The sequence below is a fragment of the Janthinobacterium sp. GW821-FHT03C08 genome (assembly GCF_059420905.1).
Genome location: NZ_JBWKUP010000003.1, coordinates 257,198 through 276,788 on the forward strand (window position 1 = coordinate 257,198; position 19,591 = coordinate 276,788).

20 protein-coding genes are annotated in these 19,591 nt (G+C 64.9%); 15 read left to right on the forward strand and 5 right to left on the reverse strand.

Going from position 1 to position 19,591, the window contains the following annotated elements:
* Positions 1 to 61 precede the first annotated feature (61 nt).
* The 11 genes from AC07VL_RS05620 (at position 62) to AC07VL_RS05670 (ending at position 11,318) form a co-directional block, all read left to right on the forward strand.
* On the forward strand, positions 62 to 796 hold the full coding sequence (locus AC07VL_RS05620; protein ID WP_494804957.1) for an AzlC family ABC transporter permease: 735 nt from the start codon (positions 62 to 64) through the stop codon (positions 794 to 796).
* Entirely contained in the window at positions 789 to 1,139 is a 351-nt protein-coding gene (locus tag AC07VL_RS05625) for an AzlD domain-containing protein (protein WP_494804958.1), read from the forward strand. Before AC07VL_RS05620 ends, AC07VL_RS05625 begins: the two co-directional genes overlap by 8 nt.
* Before the next feature lie 77 nt (positions 1,140 to 1,216).
* Complete coding sequence (locus AC07VL_RS05630) at positions 1,217 to 2,428, forward strand: phosphoglycerate kinase (protein WP_494804959.1); 1,212 nt, start codon at positions 1,217 to 1,219, stop codon at positions 2,426 to 2,428.
* Positions 2,429 to 2,547: 119 nt separating this feature from the next.
* Entirely contained in the window at positions 2,548 to 4,008 is a 1,461-nt protein-coding gene (gene pyk, locus AC07VL_RS05635) for a pyruvate kinase (protein ID WP_494804960.1), read from the forward strand.
* 78 nt (positions 4,009 to 4,086) lie between these two features.
* Positions 4,087 to 5,151, forward strand: coding sequence for a class II fructose-bisphosphate aldolase (gene fba, locus AC07VL_RS05640; protein WP_494804961.1), 1,065 nt, complete (start codon positions 4,087 to 4,089; stop codon positions 5,149 to 5,151).
* Positions 5,152 to 5,254: 103 nt separating this feature from the next.
* Positions 5,255 to 6,148, forward strand: a complete 894-nt coding sequence (locus AC07VL_RS05645; RefSeq protein ID WP_494804962.1) for a phosphoribosylaminoimidazolesuccinocarboxamide synthase — start codon at positions 5,255 to 5,257, stop codon at positions 6,146 to 6,148.
* Position 6,149: 1 nt separating this feature from the next.
* The gene (gene purE / locus AC07VL_RS05650) at positions 6,150 to 6,647 is read left to right on the forward strand and encodes a 5-(carboxyamino)imidazole ribonucleotide mutase (protein ID WP_494804963.1); all 498 of its coding nucleotides are present in this window, start codon (positions 6,150 to 6,152) and stop codon (positions 6,645 to 6,647) included.
* A gap of 15 nt (positions 6,648 to 6,662) precedes the next feature.
* Positions 6,663 to 7,859 (forward strand): 5-(carboxyamino)imidazole ribonucleotide synthase, encoded by a 1,197-nt coding sequence (locus AC07VL_RS05655; protein WP_494804964.1) that lies wholly within the window; start codon positions 6,663 to 6,665, stop codon positions 7,857 to 7,859.
* The gene (locus AC07VL_RS05660; protein WP_494804965.1) at positions 7,856 to 8,875 is read left to right on the forward strand and encodes an L-threonylcarbamoyladenylate synthase; all 1,020 of its coding nucleotides are present in this window, start codon (positions 7,856 to 7,858) and stop codon (positions 8,873 to 8,875) included. The genes AC07VL_RS05655 and AC07VL_RS05660 overlap by 4 nt, the downstream gene beginning before the upstream one ends.
* A 241-nt stretch (positions 8,876 to 9,116) precedes the next feature.
* Positions 9,117 to 10,532, forward strand: a complete 1,416-nt coding sequence (locus tag AC07VL_RS05665; RefSeq protein ID WP_494804966.1) for an SGNH/GDSL hydrolase family protein — start codon at positions 9,117 to 9,119, stop codon at positions 10,530 to 10,532.
* Between the two features lie 99 nt (positions 10,533 to 10,631).
* The gene (locus AC07VL_RS05670; protein WP_494804967.1) at positions 10,632 to 11,318 is read left to right on the forward strand and encodes an OmpW/AlkL family protein; all 687 of its coding nucleotides are present in this window, start codon (positions 10,632 to 10,634) and stop codon (positions 11,316 to 11,318) included.
* 40 nt (positions 11,319 to 11,358) lie between these two features.
* On the opposite strand, the gene AC07VL_RS05675 is transcribed toward AC07VL_RS05670, so the two are convergent.
* Entirely contained in the window at positions 11,359 to 11,865 is a 507-nt protein-coding gene (locus AC07VL_RS05675) for a flavin reductase family protein (protein ID WP_494804968.1), read from the reverse strand.
* 214 nt (positions 11,866 to 12,079) lie between these two features.
* On the opposite strand from AC07VL_RS05675, the gene msrA reads away from it, so the two are divergent.
* Positions 12,080 to 12,613, forward strand: coding sequence for a peptide-methionine (S)-S-oxide reductase MsrA (gene msrA, locus AC07VL_RS05680; protein WP_494804969.1), 534 nt, complete (start codon positions 12,080 to 12,082; stop codon positions 12,611 to 12,613).
* Between the two features lie 34 nt (positions 12,614 to 12,647).
* Here the strand turns inward: msrA and AC07VL_RS05685 are convergent, their stop codons facing one another.
* Both AC07VL_RS05685 and pdxH read right to left on the reverse strand, forming a co-directional pair.
* Positions 12,648 to 13,883, reverse strand: coding sequence for a class I SAM-dependent methyltransferase (locus AC07VL_RS05685; RefSeq protein ID WP_494804970.1), 1,236 nt, complete (start codon positions 13,881 to 13,883; stop codon positions 12,648 to 12,650).
* 114 nt (positions 13,884 to 13,997) lie between these two features.
* A complete protein-coding gene (gene pdxH, locus AC07VL_RS05690; protein ID WP_494804971.1) occupies positions 13,998 to 15,197 on the reverse strand; it encodes a pyridoxamine 5'-phosphate oxidase in 1,200 nt (399 codons plus the stop codon).
* Positions 15,198 to 15,309: 112 nt separating this feature from the next.
* Between pdxH and tcdA the strand changes: the two genes are divergently transcribed.
* A complete protein-coding gene (gene tcdA / locus AC07VL_RS05695; protein WP_494804972.1) occupies positions 15,310 to 16,164 on the forward strand; it encodes a tRNA cyclic N6-threonylcarbamoyladenosine(37) synthase TcdA in 855 nt (284 codons plus the stop codon).
* A 10-nt stretch (positions 16,165 to 16,174) separates the two neighbouring features.
* Here the strand turns inward: tcdA and thpR are convergent, their stop codons facing one another.
* Positions 16,175 to 16,693, reverse strand: coding sequence for an RNA 2',3'-cyclic phosphodiesterase (gene thpR, locus AC07VL_RS05700; protein ID WP_494804973.1), 519 nt, complete (start codon positions 16,691 to 16,693; stop codon positions 16,175 to 16,177).
* A 100-nt stretch (positions 16,694 to 16,793) separates the two neighbouring features.
* Here thpR and AC07VL_RS05705 point away from each other — a divergent pair, with 100 nt between their 5' ends.
* Entirely contained in the window at positions 16,794 to 17,258 is a 465-nt protein-coding gene (locus AC07VL_RS05705; protein WP_494804974.1) for an FKBP-type peptidyl-prolyl cis-trans isomerase, read from the forward strand.
* A gap of 84 nt (positions 17,259 to 17,342) precedes the next feature.
* Positions 17,343 to 18,275, forward strand: coding sequence for a cysteine synthase A (gene cysK, locus AC07VL_RS05710; RefSeq protein ID WP_494804975.1), 933 nt, complete (start codon positions 17,343 to 17,345; stop codon positions 18,273 to 18,275).
* Here cysK and AC07VL_RS05715 read toward each other — a convergent pair.
* On the reverse strand, positions 18,236 to 19,531 hold the full coding sequence (locus AC07VL_RS05715) for an SGNH/GDSL hydrolase family protein (RefSeq protein ID WP_494804976.1): 1,296 nt from the start codon (positions 19,529 to 19,531) through the stop codon (positions 18,236 to 18,238). The two genes, cysK and AC07VL_RS05715, sit on opposite strands and share 40 nt — an antisense overlap.
* Positions 19,532 to 19,591: the final 60 nt, after the last annotated feature.

Below are 19,591 nucleotides of genomic sequence, written 5' to 3' on the forward strand. Positions count from 1 at the left end.
CGCCCCTGTCGCGGCGCACCATTGTTGTGCATTTACCACAGTCCCCGCGCCGGAGCGCCGCGTGAACGCCGCCGTCTCCGCCCACGATGAGGGCGTGCTGAAGGATGCCTGGCGCGCCGGCCTGAAACTGGGCGCGCCCAGCCTGCTGGGCATCGCCGCCTGGGGCATGGTGGTGGGCGTGGCCATGGTCAAGAGCGGCCTGACGGTGGCGCAGGCGGGGGCCATGACCTTGCTGGTCTTTGCCGGCTCGGCCCAGCTCGCCTCTTTGCCCCTGCTGGCCGCGCAGGCGCCCGTGTGGGTGATCTTCGCCACGGCCCTCGTCGTCAATTTGCGTTTTGTCATTTTTTCCGTGCTGCTGGCGCCCCATTTCGCCCATCTGCCGTGGCGCCAGCGCTTTGCGCTCGGCTATGTTGCCGGGGATATCACGGTGGGCCTGTTTCTGCAGCGCTACCCGCATGAAACGCCGGACCCGGCCAAGCTGCCCTTCCTGAAAGGCCTGATCTACCCCAACTGGCTGGCCTGGCAAAGCGGTTCCTTCATCGGCATCATGCTGGGCGCCGTCGTGCCGGCCGAGTGGGGCCTGGGTTTTGCGGGCACCCTGGCGATCCTGTGCGTGACGATACCGCTGATCCTCGGCCGCGCCGCCCTGTGCGGCGTGCTGGTGGCGGGCACGGTGGCCGTGCTGGCCTACGGTTTGCCGTACAAGCTGGGCTTGCTGGTGGCCGTGGTGGTGGGCATGGTCACGGCCATGGCCGTGGAAGAATGGACGGAAAAATGGACAAAACGCCATGTTTGACAGTATCGACTGGGGCCGGGCCGACGTGTGGATCGCCATTGCCGTGCTGGTGGTGGCCACGGCCGCCACGCGCAGCACCTTCTGGCTGGTCGGCCATCACATCCGCATCCCGCGCCGCGTGGGGGAAATGCTGCGCTATGCGCCCGCCTGCGCGCTGGCGGCCATCATCGCGCCCGACATGCTGATGGAAGGGCAGCAGGTACACCTGGAGTTATCCAATTTGAAACTGCTGTCCGGCATTGCCGCCACGCTCTTTTTTGTGATCCGCCGCAATATGCTGCAAACCATCGTCTTCGGCATGCTGGTTTTCACGGGCTTGCGACTGTTGCATGTTTTTCAGTAAAGCAGGACAAATCGGCGATTTGGTCTGGTCATTGCGGTAAAATAGCGCACTTCCTTCCACTCGTCATCTGGATCGCCATGTCAGCTGTTCTCAACTTCATCCGTCTGCAAGATTTGATCGCCCAAAATGCACTGCAAGGCAAGCGCGTATTCATCCGCGCCGACCTGAACGTCCCGCAGGATGACAGTGGCAAGATTACCGAAGATACGCGCATCCGCGCCTCGGTGCCGGCCATCCGCGCCGCCCTCGATGCTGGCGCCGCCGTCATGGTGACGTCGCACCTGGGCCGTCCGACGGAAGGCGAGTTCAAGCCGGCCGACAGCCTGGCGCCCGTGGCGGCCCGCCTGTCCGAGCTGCTGGGCCAGGAAGTTGCATTGAAGCAAAATTGGGTCGATGGCGTGGGCCTGGAATCCCTGGCTGCCGGCCAAGTGGTCTTGCTGGAAAACGTGCGCGTGAACAAGGGCGAAAAGAAAAACAGCGATGAGCTGGCGCAAAAGATGGCCAAATTGTGCGATATCTACGTCAATGACGCGTTCGGCACGGCCCACCGCGCGGAAGCCTCCACGCACGGCATCGCCAAGTTCGCGCCCGTCGCCTGCGCCGGTCCGCTGCTGGCCGCCGAACTGGACGCGCTGGGCAAGGCCCTGCACGCGCCGGCCCGCCCGCTGCTGGCTATTGTTGCTGGCTCGAAAGTATCGAGCAAGCTGACCATCCTGAAAGCCCTGTCCGACAAGGTCGATAACCTGATCGTCGGCGGCGGCATCGCCAACACCTTCATGAAGGCTGTCGGCTTGAACGTCGGCAAGTCGCTGGTGGAAGCGGAACTCGTCGAGGAAGCCCGTGCCATCATCGACATCATGGCCCAGCGCGGCGCGCAAGTGCCGATTCCCGTCGACGTCGTGTGCGCCAAGGAGTTCTCGCCGACAGCCGCCGCCACCGTCAAGGACGTGGCCGACGTGGCGGACGACGACATGATCCTCGATATCGGCCCGAAAACGGCGGCCCTGCTGGCAGGCCAGATCGCCGCGGCCGGTACCATCGTGTGGAACGGCCCCGTCGGCGTGTTCGAATTCGACCAGTTCGGCAACGGCACCAAGACCCTGGCCCTGGCGATTGCCGACTCGAAGGCGTTCTCGATTGCCGGCGGTGGCGACACCCTGGCGGCGATTGCCAAATACGATATTACCGATAAAATCAGCTATATCTCGACGGGCGGCGGCGCTTTCCTGGAATTCCTGGAAGGCAAGACTTTGCCCGCGGTCGAAATCCTCATGCAGCGCGCCGCCTGAGGCGCAGCAGTTAGCAGTTCAGTACCAAGCGCAGCCTGACCGCTGCGCTTTTACCTTGCCGGGCGGCACAGCCGCCAGGTCTTGCTCAGCTAGCGTCTTGTCGGCGCACAAGGAATCCTATGCCACGTGGTACAAAAATCGTAGCAACAATCGGCCCCGCCTCCACTGACTTCGATATCCTGGTCAAAATGATACGCGCGGGTGTCGACGTGGTGCGCTTGAATTTTTCCCACGGCAAGGCGCAAGACCATATCGACCGCGCCGCGCTGGTGCGCCTGGCCGCGCTCGAATGCGGCCGCGAAGTGGCCATCATGGCCGACATGCAGGGGCCGAAGATTCGCGTCGGCAAGTTTGAAAATACCCGCATCCAGCTCGAGGCGGGCGACAAGTTCATCCTCGACGCCAAGTGGGGAGAAAACGGCGAACTGGGCAACCAGGAGCGGGTCGGCCTCGACTACAAGGCCCTGCCGCGCGACCTGCACAAGCATGACGTGCTGCTGCTGAACGACGGCCTCATCGTGCTGATCGTCGAGCGCATCCACGGCAGCGAAATCCATACCACCGTCAAGATCGGCGGCGAGTTGTCGAACAACAAGGGCATCAACCGCCAGGGCGGCGGCCTGTCGGCGCCGGCCCTGACGGCGAAGGACATGGAAGATATCAAGACGGCCATGAGTTTCCAGGCCGATTATCTGGCCATTTCCTTCCCGAAATGCGCGACCGACATGGAAATGGCGCGCCAGCTGGCCAATATCGCGGGCGAACCGTACCACCACAAGCCGATGATGATCGCCAAGATCGAGCGGGCGGAAGCCATTCCTGCCCTGCAAGAAATCCTCGACGCCTCCGACGGCATCATGGTGGCGCGCGGCGACCTGGCCGTCGAGGTGGGCAATGCGGCCGTGCCGGCCCTGCAAAAGCGCATGATCAAGATGGCGCGCGCGTCGAATAAGCTTGCTATTACAGCAACGCAGATGATGGAATCGATGATCGTCAACGCCGTGCCGACGCGCGCGGAAGTGTCCGACGTGGCCAATGCCGTGCTCGATGGCACGGACGCCGTCATGACGTCGGCCGAGACGGCGTCGGGCAAGTACCCGATCGAGACGGTGGAAATGATGGCCGCCATCTGCGTCGAGGCGGAGCAGTCCGAATACAACAAGCTCGACGCCGATTTCCTCAACGTCACGTTTACCCGCATCGACCAGTCGATCGCCTACGGCGCCCTGTTTACGGCCCACCATTTGCGCGTAAAAGCCATCGTGGCCTTGACGGAATCCGGTTCCACGGCCCTGTGGATGAGCCGCCACAGCATCGACACGCCCATTTACGCGCTCACGCCCAGTGTGACAACCTTGCGCAAAGCCGCGCTGTACCGCAATGTTCGGGCGTATCATCTGATGCAGAACGCCCCCAGCGCGCAAGTGCTGAAGCAGGCGGAAGACCTGCTGGTCGCGCAGGGCATCGTCCGCAAGGGCGACATGATCGTCGTCACCTGGGGCGAACCGATGGGCCAGGTAGGCGGCACGAATGCCTTGAAAATCGTCAAGGTGGGGGAACTTGACCCGGTACTGGTCTGATCGAAAAAATTCAGGCGCCGGCGCGGTCATGAGCCGCGAAGCGCCGCAACGGTTTCTATTGTTATCTGGAGTATTACCATGTCTCTCGTATCCATGCGTCAACTGCTGGACCACGCCGCCGAAAACGGTTATGGCATTCCTGCTTTCAACGTCAACAACCTGGAACAAGTGCAAGCCATCATGGCCGCCGCCGACGCCTTGAACTCGCCGGTGATCATGCAGGCGTCCGCCGGCGCCCGCAAGTACGCCGGTGAAGCGTTCCTGCGCCACTTGATCGATGCTGCCGTCGAAGCCTACCCGCACATTCCCGTCGTCATGCACCAGGATCACGGCCAGTCGCCGGCCGTCTGCATGGCCGCCATCCGCTCGGGTTTTACGTCCGTGATGATGGACGGTTCGCTGGAAGCGGACGGCAAGTCGGTCGCTTCCTACGAGTACAACGTGGAAGTGTCGCGTGAAGTGGTGAAATTCTCGCACGCCATCGGCGTGACGGTGGAAGCGGAACTGGGCGTGCTCGGTTCGCTGGAAACCATGAAGGGCGACAAGGAAGACGGCCACGGCGCCGACGGCACCATGACGCGCGAACAACTGCTGACGGACGTGGCGCAAGCGGCCGACTTCGTGCAGCGCACCCAGTGCGACGCCCTGGCGATCGCCATCGGCACCTCGCACGGCGCCTATAAATTCACGCGCAAGCCGACGGGCGACATCCTGGCCATCGACCGCATCAAGGAAATCCATGCGCGCATCCCGAACACCCACCTGGTGATGCACGGTTCCTCGTCGGTGCCGCAGGAATTGCTGGCCATCATCCGTGAATTCGGCGGCGACATGAAGGAAACCTACGGCGTGCCAGTCGAGGAAATCCAGGAAGGCATCCGTCACGGCGTGCGCAAGATCAACATCGACACCGACATCCGCCTGGCGATGACGGCGGCGATCCGCCAGTTCATGTTCCAGAATCCGTCGAAATTCGACCCGCGCGACTACCTGAAGCCAGCCCGCCTGGCCGCCGAGCAGATCGTGCGCGCCCGCATGCAGGCCTTCGGCTGCGAAGGCCAGGCGTCGAAGATCAAGGCGATTCCGCTGGAAAAAATGGCCGAGCGCTACAAGGCCGGCGAGCTGTCGCAGATTGTGAAGTAAAATTCTGTCTGGAACGGGCCGGGAGCATCGCTCCCGCCCGATTTTCTCGACCGGCAGGCGCCCCCTGCCTGCCGGTTTCGTTTCATCCAACTATTCCCCCGCTATGAACAGCCTCTATCAGACTTCCATCCACTCCCTGCCATTGCTGGGCCACGGCAAGGTCCGCGACAACTACGCCGTTGGCGACGACAAGATCCTGATCGTCACCACGGACCGCCTGTCGGCCTTCGATGTCGTCATGAACGAGCCGATTCCCGGCAAGGGCAAGGTCCTCAACCAGATGAGCGACTTCTGGTTCGAGAAACTGGGCCACATCGTGCCGAACCACCTGACGGGCATCGCGCCGGAATCCGTGGTGGCGCCCGAGGAAGTGGAGCAGGTCAAGGGCCGCGCCGTCGTGGCCAAGCGCTTGAAGCCCATCATGGTCGAGGCGGTCGTGCGCGGCTACATCATCGGTTCGGGCTGGAAGGATTACCAGGATACGGGCAGCATCTGCGGCATCAAGCTGCCAGCCGGCCTGCAACAGGCGGAAAAACTGCCGCAGCCGATCTTCACCCCGGCGGCCAAGGCCGAGCTGGGCGAACATGACGAAAACATCAGCTTTGCGGAAATGGAAGAGCGCATCGGCGCCGACCTGGCCGCCAAGATGCGCGACGTCGCCATTGAACTGTACAAGACGGCCGCCGAATACGCCGCCACGCGCGGCATCATCATCGCCGACACCAAATTCGAATTCGGCCTGGACGACAACGGCGTCATGCACCTGATGGATGAAGTGCTGACGGCCGATTCCTCGCGCTTCTGGCCCGCCGATTCCTACCAGCCCGGCATTTCGCCGCCGTCGTTCGACAAGCAATTCGTGCGCGACTACCTGGAAACATTGACCTGGGGCAAAACCGCACCGGCGCCCGCGCTGCCGGCCGACGTCATCGAAAAAACCCAGGCCAAGTACTTCGAAGCCATCGAGCGCCTGACGGGCGAGAAGCTGAAGGCCTGAGATGACTGAGCAGAATAAGCCGCTGGTCGGCGTCATCATGGGCTCGTCCTCGGACTGGGACGTGATGCAGAACGCGGTCGCCATCCTGAAGCAGTTTGGCGTGCCCTACGAGGCGCAAGTCATTTCCGCGCACCGCATGCCCGACGAGATGTATGCCTACGCGAAAAGTGCGCGCGCGCGCGGCTTGCGCGCCATCATCGCCGGCGCCGGCGGCGCGGCCCACCTGCCTGGCATGGTGGCCGCGATGACCATCGTGCCCGTGCTGGGCGTGCCCGTGCCGTCGAAATACCTGCGCGGCGAGGATTCCATGCTGTCCATCCTGCAAATGCCCAAGGGCGTGCCGGTGGCCACCTTCGCCATCGGCGAAGCGGGCGCGGCGAATGCGGCGCTGACGGCCGTGGCCATGCTGGCCGCCAACGACGACGTCCTGGCCGAGAAGCTCGAAGCCTTCCGCGTCACGCAGACGGCCGCCGCCAAGGCCATGGTCTTGCCTGACTAATATGTTTGAGAAATAATGAATAGTAAATCGACTTCCCCATTGCTGCCCGCCGCCAACCCACCGGCGTGGCTGGGCGTGATGGGCGGCGGCCAGCTTGGCCGCATGTTTGCCCAGGCCGCCCAGAGCATGGGCTACCAGGTGGCTGTGCTGGAACCGTCCGATGCCTGCCCTGCGGGGCAGGTGGCGCAGCGCCTGGTCAACGCCGGCTACAGCGATGCCGCCGGGCTCGACGCCCTGGCGGCGCAATGCCTGGCCGTCACCACGGAATTCGAGAACGTCCCGGCCGGCAGCCTGTCGCGCCTGGCCGAACGCGTGTTCGTGGCTCCCAACGCCCACGGCGTGTCGGTGGCGCAGGACCGCATCGCGGAAAAACGTTTCTTTGTCGCTTGCGCCGCGAAATCCGGCGTGCTGCCGGCGCCGCATATGGTCATCGCCACGCCGGCCGACATCGATGCCATCGCCGACGACTTGCTGCCCGGTATCCTGAAAACCGTGCGCATGGGCTATGACGGCAAGGGCCAGTACCGCGTGCGCACCCGCGACGACGTGCGCGCCGCGTTCGCGGAAATGGGCGAAGTAACTTGCCTGCTGGAAAAGATGCTGCCGCTGGCCTATGAAGTGTCCGTGCTGACGGCGCGCGGCGTGGACGGCGCCTCGGTCGTGTATCCGATCGCCGAAAACGTGCACCGCGACGGCGTGCTGTTTACCACCACCGTGCCGGGGCCGAACGTCTCGGACGACTGCGCCGCCAGGGCGCAGCGGGCGGCGCAGGCCATGGTGGCCGAGCTTGGCTACGTCGGCGTGCTGTGCATCGAATTTTTCGTGCTGGAAGACGGCAGCCTGGTGGTCAATGAAATGGCGCCCCGTCCGCACAACAGCGGTCACTACACGATGGATGCCTGCGTCACCAGCCAGTTCGCGCAGCAGGTGCGGGCCATGGCGCGCTTGCCGCTGGGCGACGTGCGCCAGCATTCGCCGGCCGTGATGCTCAACCTCCTCGGCGACGCCTGGTTTGCCGACGGCAGCGATGCCGCCAGCGAACCGGCCTGGGACCGGGTGCTGGCGCTGCCGGGCGCGTGTTTGCACCTGTACGGCAAGGACGACCCGCGCCGGGGCCGCAAGATGGGGCATCTGACCTTCATCGCGGCGACCTTGCAAGAGGCGCAGCAGCGCCTGCGCGACGCTTGCCTGATCCTGGGAATCGCCCCGTGAGCGTGCCTGCACATGACCTGGCGGCCGCCGCCGCCGTGCTGGAAGCGGGCGGCCTCGTCGCATTCCCCACGGAAACCGTGTATGGCCTGGGCGCCGATGCGGAAAACCCGGCCGCCGTGGCGCGCATCTATGAAGCCAAGGGGCGGCCTTCCGATCACCCTGTGATCGTGCACGTGGCGCCCGGCGCCGATCTGGCGCACTGGTCCGACGATATTCCCGTCGAAGCGCAGCAACTGGTGGCCGCCTTCTGGCCGGGCCCGCTGACCCTGATCGTCAAGCGCGCCGCGCACATCCCCGACGCCGTCTCCGGCGGCCAGGATACGGTGGGCCTGCGCTGCCCGTCGCACCCGGTGGCTATCGAACTGCTACGCACTTTCAAGGGCGGCAAGGGAGGACTGGCGGCGCCGTCGGCGAACAAATTCGGCAATGTCAGCCCCACCACGGCGCAGCACGTGCGCGATGAATTCGCGGCCGAACTCGATAGCGGCCTGCTGGGCGCCGTGCTCGACGGCGGACAGAGCGCCGTCGGCATCGAATCGACCATCGTCGACCTGTCGCGCCTGGCCACGCACGGCCCCGTGCTGTTGCGTCCCGGCCATATCAGCAGCGCGCAGATTGCCGCCGTCATCGGCCGCCTGCCCGCAGTGGCAGACGCGGCCGCACCGCGCGCCTCGGGCACGCTGGAATCGCACTATGCGCCACATACGCCTGTTGCGATGCAGCACAGCGATGTACTGGGCGAGACGCTGAACCGCCTGCTCAACGACGGGCGCCGCGTGGCCCTGATCCATTACTCGGACCTGCCGCCGGCCAGTGCCAGCGTGCGCCTGGAAGCGGACCCGCACAGCTACGCACATGCGCTGTACGCCTCGCTGCGCACGATGGACCAGGTCGGTGCCGAACTGATCCTCGTCGAGGCGCCGCCCACCGGCCCCGCCTGGCTGGGCATCAATGACCGTCTGCGGCGTGCCGCCTTCGGCTCAAGTGGTATCTTGCAGCAATTCCTGTCCGCCTGAAAACAGCCCCGCAAGGGGCTTTTTCTTGATGCAGCGCAATAGAGATGCTTGCCACGAAACATCTTAAATCCCCCATAATTCAGCAGATCGCCCTGTCGTGACAGGGTGCCGGCGTTGTTGTAATTTGGCTGATTTTTAAAACGTAATTTCTATACAAGCCCGAGGAACGATGGCATATTAGTTGGGTAGCGAATAGCACGCCCGTTCGTTTAGAAACCAGAAAAAGACCCGAGGAGACAAAATGCATCAAACAAAATTCGCGCTGGCCGTGCTGGCTGCGGCTGTCCTGGCCGGTTGCGGCGGCGCCACTGGCGGCGATCAAACCTTGAAAGTCAAATACTCGGCGCAGGTGTCGTTCGGCGACAGCCTGTCCGACGTGGGGTCGTATGCCGTCGGGGCCGTGGCCGCGAGCGGTGGCGGCAAGTTCACCATCAATGGCGACAATACGGCCATCAATCCTGAACTGACGGGCAAGAACTGGACCGAACACATGGCTGCGCAATTCAGCCTGCCGGCGCCATGCGCCGCGGAAACGGGACTGGAAGGCGATGCTTCCGTGGGCTTGTCCGCGCCCCGCGTCAAGCACGCCGGCTGCTACGGCTACGCCATGGGCGGCTCGCGCGTGACCAATCCCGTCGGCCCGAACAACAAACTGACGGGCAGCGCGCTGGGCGCGCTGACCGTGCCCGTCGTGACGCAGATCGCCAACCACCTGGCCGTGTCCGGTGGCAAGTTCAGCGGCACGGAAGCCGTCTTCGTGATGGCCGGCGGTAACGACGTGCTGTATCAGCTGGGTGCGCTGCAGGCGGGCGCGACGGCTGCTGGCCAGGCGGCCGGTGCGGCCGCCGGTGCCGATGCCGGCGCGAAAGCCTTTGCCACGAACCTGGTCGCGGCCTTCGCGGCCGGCGCCCCGAATCCTGCGACGGCAGCGCAAGCCATCGGCGCGGCCGTGGCCGCCGCCAGTGCGGCGCCGGGCGCCACCTCCGCATCGATCGTGGGTGCCGCCGTGCAGGCTGCGGTGGTTGCCGGCAACACGGCAGTCGGTTCGCCAGCCGTGTACGGTCCGCTGGTGGCCAAGGCGCAAGCCGATGCCACCGTCACGGGCAATGCTGCCGGCGCCGCCGCCGGCGCCAAGGCCGGTGCCGATTACGCCGCCGCCCAGGGCCCGCTGCTGATTGCCGCCATGAAGCAGGCCGGCACCGAGCTGGTGGCGCTGGTCAAGGACAAGATCATCGCCAACGGCGCCAACTACGTGGTGGTCAACAACCTGCCGGATGTGGCCGGTACGCCATCGGGCCTGAGCAAGGATGCCAATACCAAGGCGCTCATCAATGCCATGGTCAGCGCCTTCAACGGCGAACTGAGCTCCGGCCTGGCGGGCAATGCGAAAGTCCTGCTGGTCGACGTGTTTGCCGTCAGCCATGACCAGGGCGTCAATCCCGGCCCTTACGGCTTGACGAATGTCACGGACACGGCGTGCGACCTGACCCCGGCGAAGAACTTCCTGGGCAGCTCGCTGGTGTGCACCGGCAAGAACCTGAAGACCGGCGACGTCAGCCACTACGCCTATGCCGACGACGTGCATCCTACGCCGTTCAACAACCTGCTGCTGGCCCGCTATGTGGCCAAGGAAATGGTCGTGCGGGGCTGGCTGTAAGGGATGGCCGCGCCAGCGGCATCCCCGCGATGCGGCTGGCGCTGGCAGCGACAAGACTCGATAGCGGAACACTCCGCACATAATGAATCAGGAGACAAGATGAAGAATCGTTTGAATACCGCTGTGCGCGTGCTGGCCGCAGCTGCCGCGATGGCCATGGCGACGGGCGCTTCGGCGCAAAGCGCAGGCACCTGGATGGCCAAGGTCGGCATCAACAAGATCACGCCCCACGTGGACAGCGGCGACATTTCCGCGCCGGCATTGCCGGGCACGAAAGCCGACGTCAAGGCGGATACCAAGCCCATCCTGACCTTTGCCTACATGATCACGGACAATATTTCCGCTGAAATGATCCTGGGCGTGCCGTACAAGCATGACCTGATCGGCGACGGCGCCATCAAGGGCACGGGCAAGCTGGGCACGGCGGAAGCCTTGCCGCCGACGGCCTTCATCCAGTACCGTTTCTTCCAGCCCAATGCCATGATCCGTCCTTACGTGGGCGCGGGCTTGACGTATGCTTATTTCCAAAAGGAAACGGGTTCGGGCCAGATGACGGCCTTGCTGGACCCGGGTGGCGCGCCCGTCACCTACCGCATGGATAACAAGCTGGCCGGCAGCCTGGTGGCCGGCAGCACGGTGACGATCAACGAGCGCTGGTTTGCCGATGTGGCCGTGGTCAAGACGTTCCTGAAGACCAAGGCGAAATTCTCCACGGGGCAGACGCAGGACATCAAGCTCGACCCGCTCGCCGTGAGTGTCAGCATCGGGTATAAATTTACCTTGTAAAACAAAAAATCCGCCTCGGCGGATTTTTTTTTGTTCCTGCTCAGGCCGGCGGAATATTGAACTTTCCATTGTGGAAGATCAAGGGCGCTTGCGCCGCAAACGCGCATTGTTCCACTTCACCCACGAAAATGACGTGGTCGCCTTCCGGGTAGCGGCTGCGGTTGTGGCACTCGAACCAGGCCGATACGCCTTTCAGGATGGGTTGGCCCGTGCGCGACAGTTCGTACTCGACGTCGTCGAAGGGGTTGGGCGTGCGGCGCGCAAAGCGCTGCGCCAGTTCGGCCTGGTCGGCGCCCAGCACGTTGATGACGTAGTGCGAGTTGCCGCTGAAGATGGGCATGCTGTTGGCCACGGAACCGAGGCTCCACAGGACCAGCGGCGGCGACAGCGAAACGGAATTGAAGGAACTGGCCGTGAGGCCGCGGAAACTGCCGTCGGCCAGGCGCGTGGTAATCACCGTCACGCCGGTGGCGAACTGCGACAGTGCCTGGCGGAAATGGGTGGTATCGAATTCTTGCGCTGGCGCGCGGGGAGAGCGTGTGTTCATGGGAGGCCTGTGTATTTGCTGCCATTATGCCAAAAATCGGCGATGCCAGCGCAATCCTGGCCGGCATGCCCCGATGTGCGGGCCATGGCGCGCCGTTTCAAGCGGCGCTGCAAGCCATGCCGCTTTGCGCTACAGTGGTGGAAGAGGCAAGTATTTTCCGCTTCTCGCGGGGCGGGATGGGCTGGCCTGAAGCGATTCTTTGCGGGAGAGCATCATGGATGGACGGATGGACGTGGCGGTATTGGGGGGCGGTTGTTTCTGGTGCCTGGAAGCCGTGTACCAGGAAGCGCGCGGGGTGGCGCACGTCGAGGCGGGCTACACGGGCGGCGCCGTGCCGCATCCCACGTACGAGCAGATCTGCACGGGGGACACGGGCCACGCGGAAGTGGTGCGGCTGGAATTCGATCCGGCCGTCATCAGTTATCATGACATACTGGAAATATTTTTCACGATCCATGATCCCACCACCCTGAACCGGCAGGGCAACGACGTGGGCACGCAATACCGCTCCGTCATTTACTACCAGTCGGCCGAGCAGGAAAAGGTGGCGCGCAAGGTGCTCGCCGAGATGGCCGGCGTGTGGGACGCGCCCATCGTCACGGAACTGGCGCCGGCGCAGCCGTATTACAAGGCCGAGGAATACCACCAGCATTACGTGGAGCAGCATCCGCTGCAGGGCTATTGCGCCTGCGTCGTCGCGCCCAAGGTGGAAAAATTCCGCGCCATGTATGCGCACCGCCTGAAGTGAGGCGCCCGGCGCCAGGCCGGGCGCGTCCCGCCGTTCACGCCGTCAGCACGGGCGCCGGGCTGGCGGCCTGCTCGTACATGTAGTTGCGCGACCATGGCAGGGTGGACGAGCGCCGCCCCGCCTTGACGCAGACGATCTGGTACAGGCTGATCAAGTCCTGTTCGAAGGCATAGGCGCAGCCGGCCAGGTAGACATGCCAGATGCGGAAGCGCCGCTCGCCCGCCAGCGGACGGATCTGCTCGGCATGGGCCTCGAAATTTTCCGTCCACAGGGCGCAGGTGCGCGCATAGTGGCGCCGCAGGTTTTCCACGTCCAGCACTTCCAGTCCCCCCTGCTGCATGGTCTTGAGCACATTGCCGATGTGGGCCAGTTCGCCGTGCGGAAACACATATTTCTCGATGAATTCGCCGCCGCCATACGGCGTTTCGCCATTGTCCGGGTCGGTGGAAGTGATGCCGTGGTTCATCGCCATGCCATCGGGCGCCAGCAGCCTGTTGATGATGCTGAAATACTCGGGCAAATGCTTGAGGCCCACGTGCTCGAACATGCCCACGCTGGTGATGCGGTCGAACTGGCCCGTGACGTCGCGGTAATCCTGCAGGCGGATCTCGATCAGGTGCTCGAGGCCGGCCGCCGCCACGCGCTCGCGCGCCAGCGCATACTGGTTTTCCGACAGGGTCACGCCCACGCAGCGGGCGCCGTATTGCTGTGCGGCGCGGATGACGAGGGCGCCCCAGCCGCAGCCGATGTCGAGCAGGGTCTGGCCCTGCTGCAGCTGGATTTTCTTCAGGATGTGGTCGATCTTCTTGACCTGCGCCTGTTCCAGGGTTTCATCGCCGTGTTCGAAGTAGGCGCAGGAATACACGAGGGCGGGGTCGAGGAACTGTTCGTAGAAGGCGTTCGATACATCGTAGTGGTAGCGGATGGCCTCGGCATCCTTGCTCTTGTCGTGCGTAAAGCTGCGCACGATGCGGGCCAGCTTGCCTTCCGGCTTGAGCGTGTTGCGCGCCAGCGCGTTGCAGATGGCAATCATGTCCATGGCCGTGCCCTTGACCTCGATATTGCCTTCCACGTAGGCCGAGCCCAGGTTGGCCAGCGACGGGTTCAGCAGGTAGCGGGCCGACGCGGCCGTGGGCAGGCGGATGGTGACGCGCGGCGCTTCATTGGACAGGTCGACATGCTGGCCGTTCCACAATTCGATGCGCAAGGGCAGGGCGGTCTTGCTGCGGATGCCCGCAATCCAGGACTTGAGTTGGTTTTGTACAAACAAAATGGCCTCCAATGAAGCGGCAGCTGCTTGCGGCCGCAAATTGAGAAACAATGATCCAAGTACTACACCTCATAGCCTACACCTATATTGTCCGGCCTGCTTTGCGCCAGGTGTTCACGGCTGCAGGCGCTGCATGCGCCATTGCCCGTCCGCCCCGCGCGTGTAGACGATGCGGTCGTGGAAGCGCGAGCGGCGCCCCTGCCAGAATTCGATGCGCTCCGGCTGCAAACGATAGCCACCCCAGTGCTCGGGGCGGGGCGGCGGGGCGTCGCCGATGGCGGCAGCCACGGCTGCGTAATGGCTTTCCAGCGCGGCGCGGCTGGCGATGGGCGCGCTCTGTTCCGACGCAATCGCCGACAGGCGGCTTTGCACGGGACGCACATTGAAATACTCGTCGCTCTCGGCGGCCGAGGTCTTCACCACCGTGCCTTCGATGCGCACCTGCCGCTCCAACTCGCGCCAGAAGAACAGCAGGGCCGCATGCGGGTTGTGTTCCAGCTGCCGGCCCTTGTCGCTGTGGTAATTCGTGTACCAGGTGAAGCCCCGCTCGTCGAACTGCTTGATCAGCACGATGCGCGAGCTGGGCTTGCCGTCGGGGCTGACGGTTGCCAGGTCCATGGCGTTCGGCTCGACGACCTGGGCCTGGACGGCTTCGGCGAACCATTTCTGGAACTGGGCGACGGGATCGGCCAGCACGTCCGTCTCGCTCAGGCTGGACTGGGCATAATCGGTGCGCATGGCGGCCAGCGCGGCGGCCGGGTCCGGCGTCTCGGCAGCATCGGGCGCGATGCCGCGGCGGCGCTGCATGGCCGTGCCCAACTGCTCCATCTGCTGCGCGCTGAACAGGCGCTTGGCCATGGGCGCCAGCTGGCCCTCTTCCTTGCTCATGTGGGCCTGGTAGGCGGCAACATAGTCGCGCACGCCATGGGCCGGCAGCTGCGTGCCCGTGCCGGCCGCGATGGCGTCCAGGGCCGGGCGCAGGGCCAGCCAGGCGTCATCCATGCGCTGGTGGTCGGCGAGGATTTCCGGCACCAGGCTGGCCAGCACGGCCGCATCGTCGCCCGTGGCCGTCGCCTGCAGCATGGGCATCAGGTCCTGCTCTTCATCGTCATGGTGCAGATGGGCGGCTTTATTGAAATATTGCAACACTGCCTTGGCCGCCTGCTGCGCCTCCGCCGTGTTGCCGTGCTGCGCCAGGTGGGCCAGCAAGCCTTGCAGGGTGGCCAGCTGCTTGCGGATCTTGTCGTGGCAATGCTTGAGCACGGCGATAGGCTGGTCAAAGCCGGGAACGGAGTCGAACAGGGGAGTGGTCATGGCGAGTTCTCGTGGTGGGCAGTGTGGGGGCACGGCGACAGTTGCTCTTGTCGCTCTGTCTATCCGGCTATTTTAGAATATCCGCCGGCGCAGTGTCCGTTAAAATGGCGGCATGCATACCTCCACCAATGAACAAATTTCCATGGACTTGACCGAGATCGATTTTGACCGGCGTTTCGGCGGCATCGCCCGCCTGTACGGCGCCCCCGCGCTGGCGCGCTTTCGCGCCGCCCACGTGTGCGTGATCGGCGTGGGCGGCGTCGGTTCCTGGATCGTCGAAGCGCTGGCGCGCAGCGCCGTCGGCCGCCTGACCCTGATCGACCTCGACAATGTTGCCGAATCGAACATCAACCGCCAGATCCAGGCCATGAGCGACACCATCGGCCAGGCCAAGATTACGGCCCTGGCCGAACGCATCGAACTGATCAACCCATCCTGCCAGGTCACGCAGATCGAGGATTTCATCGCTCCCGATAACCTGGAGCAATTGCTGGGCGGGCGCGACTTCGACTACCTGGTCGACGCCATCGACAATGCCAAGGCGAAAGCGGCCGTCATCGCGTATTGCCGCGCGCGTAACATTCCCATGCTGACCATCGGCAGCGCGGGCGGCCAGACGGACCCGACCCTGATCGCCGTGCGCGACCTGTCGAAGACGGAACAGGAGCCGCTGCTCAAGCGCGTGCGCAAGCTGTTGCGCACGGAATATGGTTTTCCCCGTGGCGTGAAAAACAAGTTCAATGTCGATGCCGTGTTTTCCATGGAGCCGTTGAGCACGCCCGAGAGCGGCGAAGCGTGCGCCATCGACGGCACGGTTGCCGGCGTGACGGGCCTCAATTGCGCCGGCTTCGGCTCCAGCGTGGTGGTCACGGCCAGCTTTGGCATGGTGGCGGCCGCGCACGCGCTGAAAAGCCTGCGCCAGGAGCAAGCCGCTGCCGTGCCGGCGCCCGTGCCGGACGCCGCCTAAGCCACGCCGCCTAAGCCAGTTTCCTGCTGGCCACGATGCGGTAGTCGCCGCTGCTCTTGAACGATTCCACCAGCACCAGTTCGTCCGTCTGCCAGGCGATGGGCGCGAGGTCCAGGACGGGCGGCGGCGGCGCCTGGCGCGCCAGGGTCACGTGCGGCGTAAAGCGGTCGTGCTCGAAACGGGGCGCCAGGCCCTGTCCGGCCAGCGCCTGCATGCAGGCGGCGCGCACGTCCAGCAGGGCGGGCGAGGGCTGCGCCAGCGCGGCCCAGGCGAGGGCCAGCTTGGGGAAGTGGCTGGCGTGATCGAATGCCAGGCGCATGGGGCGCGCCGGCAAGTGCTCCAGAATGGCCAGCAGGGCGGGCAGCTCGGCGGCCGGGCGCTGGCCCAGGAAGGCCAGGGTCAGGTGCAGCTTGTCGGCGCGCACGGGCTTGCCGGGCAAGCGGGCCTGCCAGGCGGCCAGGGCCGCGCGCGTGGCCGCATCGGGCCACAGGGCGTAGAACAGGCGGGGAAAGTGTGAATCGGGTGACAAGTTTTTCCTATCGTTGCGGCGGTTTGCTATCATTGGCCTTCCCTGCCGTGCTCACCGGCGCTTGCAGGGATCTCACCGACACTCACTGAAAGAATACATCATGACGCGTAGCTCCGTTTTGTTTGCCCTGATCTGCTCCGTCGCCGCGTCGCTGGCGCAGGCACAGGCGCCGGCACCTGTTCCCGCCTCCGCCGTATCGATGAGCCCCGGCCCCGCCGCCGATAAATTGATCCTCATCGACAACAAGGTCGGCACGGGCAAGGAAGCATCGGCCGGCAATACCGTCGTCGTGCACTACACGGGCTGGCTGTACCGTCCGCTGGCGAAAAATTCGCGCGGCAAGCAGTTCGACAGCTCCGTGGGCCGTGGCCCGTTCGACTTCCAACTGGGCAAGGGCATGGTCATCAAGGGCTGGGACCAGGGCGTGGCCGGCATGAAAGTGGGCGGCAAGCGCACCCTGATCATTCCGGGCGACCTGGCCTACGGTCCCCGTGGCGCCGGCAATGGCGACATTCCGCCGAACTCGGCACTGATCTTCGACGTGGAATTGCTGGACGTTAAGTAATTGTTCAGTTTCGGCAGCGCACCACGTGCGCTGCCGTGAAAAAGCGGTAGACTGGGATTTTCTGATACCGCTGTGGAGATCCCCATGAACATCGCCAACGACGTCACTGAACTGGTCGGCAATACCCCCCTGGTGCGCATCAACCGCATCGCCGCCGGCAGTGTGGCCACCATCCTCGCCAAACTCGAATTCTACAATCCCGCGCACAGCGTCAAGGACCGCATCGGCCTGTCCATGATCGTCGCCGCGGAAAGCGCCGGCAAGATCCATGCCGACACCATCATCGTCGAGCCCACCAGCGGCAACACGGGCATCGCCCTGGCCATGGTGTGCGCCGCGCGCGGCTACCGCTGCACCCTCGTCATGCCCGATACCATGAGCCGCGAACGGCGCATCCTGCTGCGCGCCTACGGCGCCGAGCTGGTGCTCACGCCCGGCAGCGAAGGCATGCTGGGCGCCATCCGCAAGGCCGAGGAAATGGTCGCGGCCGACCCGCGCTACCTGATGCTGCAGCAATTCAACAATCCCGCCAATCCCGCCATCCACCGCGCCACGACGGCCGAGGAAATCTGGCGCGACACGGACGGGCAGGTGGACATCGTCGTCGCCGGCGTGGGCACGGGCGGCACCATTACCGGCGTGGGCGAAGTGCTGAAGGAGCGCAAGCCCGGCGTGCAAGTGATTGCCGTGGAACCGGAAGCGTCGCCGATGCTGTCGAAAGGCACGAAAGGACCGCACCCCATCCAGGGCATCGGCGCCGGTTTCGTGCCGCAGATCCTGAACACGGCCATCTACGACGAAATCATCTGCGTCAAGAACGACGACGCCTTTGCCACGGCGCGTCTGGCCGCCAGCGATGAAGGCTTGCTGGTGGGTATTTCGTCGGGCGCTGCCCTGTGGGCCGCCCTGCAAGTGGCGCGCCGTCCGGAAAACGCGGGCAAGACCATCGTCACCATCATCCCCTCGTTCGGCGAACGCTACCTGAGCACGGCCCTGTACGCGGGACTGGGCGACTGATCCTCATCAAACAGGAGCGACAGGTCTATCTTTTCCGCCAGCGCCCGGTTGCCCGCATCGCCCGGGTGCAGGTGGTCGCCCGAATCGTAGGCGGGCAGCAGGCGCAGCGGATGGGCCGGGTCGCGCGCCCACGCATCGAAGTCGAGCACGGCATCGAACGTGCCGCTGGCGCGTATCCACGCATTGAGCTGCTGGCGCAGCGCATCTTTATCAGGCTGGTAATAGTCGTCCAGGGGCGTGCCGGGCAGGGCGCCTGCAAATGGCGTCAGGATGGCGCCGATGACGCGCACGCCGCGGCGGCGCGCCTGCACCACCAGCTGCGCGTAGCCGCTGGTTAATTCTTCCAGTGTCGGTCTTTGTACCCGTGGCGCAAACGCCGTGCCGGGCCAGCTGATGTCATTGATGCCGATCAAGACGATCACCGCGCGCACGCCAGGCTGGTCCAGCACGTCGCGCCCGAAACGGGCCAGGGCGCTCTCTCCCATGCCGTCGGACAACAGCCGTCCACCGGAAATCCCCGCATTGAGCACGGCCACGCCATGCGGCGCCAGGCGTTCGGCCAGGACATCGGGCCAGCGCGCATCCTGGCCCAGGCTGGCGCTGGCGCCATCGGTGATCGAATCGCCGAGGATGGCCACGGCTTGCGCCGCCGGCGTGGCCTCGACGTCGATGGCACTGAGCAGCAGGCGCGCCGTGGTGGTCTGCACGCCGGGCGCGGCATCGATGCGGGTGGCCCGCGTCTGCTCGCCCGGGGCGATCCACGCCGTCTCGCGGCCATCCCAGTGAAACGTGGATACCGGGCTGGGCTGTGGCAGGTGGATGCTCACCGTCAGCCGCGCCAGGTCCGGCACGGACAGGTCGACGGGGTCGCTGACGAGGGGCGCGCCCGGCGCTGCCGTGGCCGCAGGCTGGCCGGCAAAGGTCAGCGTGCGCAGGCTGCCCTGGCGGATCGCCGATGCGCCGTCCGCCAGGGCCACGGTGGCCGCGCCCACGTGCAGCGGCACCTTGCCGTAGGCATTCGACAGCACGATGCGCACGCGGGGTCCGCCCACGCTGATGCGCGCCACCTGGCGCACGGTGTGCCCGTGCAGCACGGCGGGCACGTTGCTGGGGAAGAGGAAAGCGGCGTCCCACACGGCTTGCGGACTGGCCGTCCAGCTGGCCAGCCAGGCGGGTGCGGGTTCGGCCGCATGGGCGGGGGGCGTGCTCAGCGCCAAGGCCAGCAGGGCGGCGGGGAGGAGGGAATATCGTTGCATGGCGGCTCGCTTCATCAAGGGGAATGGACGCATGATGCAAGCAAAGCCATTTATGTACTA